The sequence below is a fragment of the Bradyrhizobium valentinum genome, from assembly GCF_001440405.1.
GTDB lineage: Bacteria > Pseudomonadota > Alphaproteobacteria > Rhizobiales > Xanthobacteraceae > Bradyrhizobium > Bradyrhizobium valentinum.
The window spans coordinates 15476-18057 of sequence record NZ_LLXX01000178.1; the positions used below are offsets into that span (position 1 = coordinate 15476).

3 protein-coding genes are annotated in these 2582 nt (G+C 61.6%); 1 reads left to right on the plus strand and 2 read right to left on the minus strand.

Annotation, left to right across the window (positions count from 1 at the left end; translation table 11 throughout):
- Nucleotides 1–874 (minus strand): Rieske (2Fe-2S) protein (locus tag CP49_RS32785; RefSeq protein WP_245310983.1); only part of this gene is annotated, 874 nt, incomplete at its 3' end.
- Nucleotides 875–1302: 428 nt separating this feature from the next.
- On the opposite strand from CP49_RS32785, the gene CP49_RS46420 reads away from it, so the two are divergent.
- Nucleotides 1303–1683 (plus strand): hypothetical protein, encoded by a 381-nt coding sequence (locus CP49_RS46420; RefSeq protein ID WP_197423300.1) that lies wholly within the window; start codon nucleotides 1303–1305, stop codon nucleotides 1681–1683.
- Here CP49_RS46420 and CP49_RS32795 read toward each other — a convergent pair.
- Nucleotides 1618–2349, minus strand: a complete 732-nt coding sequence (locus CP49_RS32795) for a phosphatase PAP2 family protein (protein ID WP_057854266.1) — start codon at nucleotides 2347–2349, stop codon at nucleotides 1618–1620. The two genes, CP49_RS46420 and CP49_RS32795, sit on opposite strands and share 66 nt — an antisense overlap.
- Nucleotides 2350–2582: the final 233 nt, after the last annotated feature.

The window sequence follows — 2582 nt, forward strand, 5'->3', positions numbered from 1 at the left end:
GTTGCCAGCCGACCAGGTCGAGGCACTCGAACGCCTTGTTGATGAAGTCGAGCGAGTGCCCGGTGTCGGCGAAAGCCCGCTCGGTCTCGGCGGCGAACAGGGCATCAGCGAGTTCAGCCGGAGAGAGGCCGGCCGCAATCGCCGTGAGCAGCGTGCGCTCGGCCGCCTCGCGATGGCGCACGTTTGCCCAACGCCGCAGCCAGCGTTTGAGCGCGGCCGGATCCGGTCGGCTTCCAAGCGGCGCCCGTTCCCGCCGCGGCGCCTCGCCGTCACAATCCGCCGCCACGCGGCCTGCGCCGTGGAACAGAGCGAGATAGGCGTCCTCGTCCGGCAGCACAGGCAGGAGATTGGCGAGTGCCGTCAGAATCGTAAGACCCACGCCCCAGCCGTCGCGATTTTGCGCCCCGAACAGTGCCACCTGTCGTACGATTTCGGCTTGCAGTACGCCGGCCGCGAGCTGACCATGCACGGCCTTGGCAATGACGAGGCCGAGGTCGTGGGCGAGGCCGTTCGCAAGCCGCTGATGCCAGTGCGCGGCGAGATCGGCATGGGTGAACGTGGTCTTCACCCAGACGTCACCATTGCGCACCTCGACCGGGCAGATCGGCACATCGTCCGCCCATAGGTCGAAGGTGCAGCCGCTTTCGAGATCGAAGCGAGCGTGGTGCCAGTGACAGGTCAAGATGCCGTCCTCGACACTGCCGCACTCGAGCGGGAAGCCCATGTGCGGGCACCGATTGTCGAGGGCGAAGACGCGGCCGCGGTCGTAGATGACGAGGATCGGACGATGGCTACCGTGCACAACGAGCCGCCCCTTGATCTTCAGCTCCTCAAGGCTGCCCGCCAGCGCAAACTCCTTGCTGGGCGCGTCCATGAGCATACCTCCCATTATCGCTTTGGGGCCGCTGCAGGTACTGCGCAACATAAGCATCCCTTCGCGCAAAGGCGAGAGGATGCCGTGGTTCAGGGCTGCGCGAAAGGAACCGCACTGGATCATCAAGCGGAACTGACGTACAGCTCGCTCATTGGTGCGCCCGCCGAATAACGGGATGAACGCCGTATTCCTGTCAGTCCCTGAGCTCCCTTTGCGTACTGAGCACAAGCGCCGAATTTCCGAATATGCCTACCCCGGAGCTCATCCAAGGATAGCTAGGCTCATCTCGGCTTCCGGGGATGGAATAGTTCTTCGACGGACCGTTTCGGATCCTTGATCCGAGAGCGGTCCTTGCGATCATTCTTCTGCGCTTCGAGCTTCTGCAGGAAGCGGAAACGCGGCGATCGGGTCGCGTGCCCCGATCGGCCGTGCTTGGTCATGCCGAAACCCTTTTGGCCGCCATGCGTCATTTGATCACCAACGAAAGCCGAACGGCTCATTTCTTGCACCCCGCAGCCGCCGGGGCCAAGCTTCATGCGGTTCGCCGTAAGCACGATCAGAAAGAAAGGATAGCCCTGACCGTCAAAAGGCGCGAGGCCGGGACGGTCGGTTTGCGAGAGAAAAATGCGGCAGTGCGGCACGCCGGGCCAGTTCGCCGCGCACGCCTGCGGACGTTGCGCACCACACCCGTCGACGCGACGCACTGGTCGATCCGTACGATGGCGGCGGAAATTCGTGCGCCTTCAGTCGCTCGGCTGCTCGATCCTTCCGGTGCGCTGAAAATACGACATGAGCATCTGGCAAATTAGCGCCCACGAAGTGCCGAAGCACCAGCCCGCCAACACATCGCTCGGATAATGAACTCCGAGATATATGCGGCTGACTCCGACCAGCAGGGTCAGGATCGCGGCGGTCAGTATAAGATGGATGCGAACAGAGCGAGAAGTTTGCGTTTGAGCAAGCATCAAGCCGAGCGTCAGATAGCAGACAGCCGAAATCGCTGCGTGCCCGCTCGGGAAGCTCAGCGTAGAGACCTGAGTGAGTTGAGCGACGAGATCGGGGCGCGCTCGCGCAAAGGCAAGCTTGAGAAGGGTATTGAGAATGGCGCCGCTCAGGACCGTCGTCAGGACGAACAAACCGGCGTGACGTTTGCCTATGGCAAAAAGGAACGTGGTCACAACCGTTACCAGCAGTGCAAGTACCGCGGTGCTGCCCAGTGCGGTGATGTCTCGCACAATGTCCAGCAACCATGGCGGCCCGATTGGCCGCGACAAGTCGGACGCATGGCGAAAGGCGACCATCAACCAACGGTCGAACGCGATAGGCTCTCCTTCGGTCACTTCCAGTGCGATGAACGCAAAAACGAACAGAAGAACGGCGACGAACAAGGTCGGAGCCCAAGACTTCAGATGCCTGGCAGCATTCTGCGATTCAGTTGTTCTCATCTTCGTCGCCTCCGGGAGTTCAACTTCCATCAATCTCCAAATATACGAAGTGAGGTTTGACGGCGAAGCGAGCATTGGCAAGTGGATTATGCGCTTTGCCAAAAGTCTACGCCGCGGCCCGAGCTGCGCCGGCTTCCATTCACGGCTACGTCGCCGCCACTACGTTCGCAGGCTGCCTGACGCAGCGTTTCCGAAGGCTCGCCGGGCTTGTAGATCCTATGGGGTGGCAGGTGGTCAGGGGTAAGCTGAGTTTGCGAACACCC

Coding starts and splice junctions, on each gene's coding strand:
- CP49_RS32795 (WP_057854266.1), bottom strand. CDS start 2,349: ATGGAAGTTGAACTCCCGGAGGCGACGAAGATGAGAACAACTGAATCG.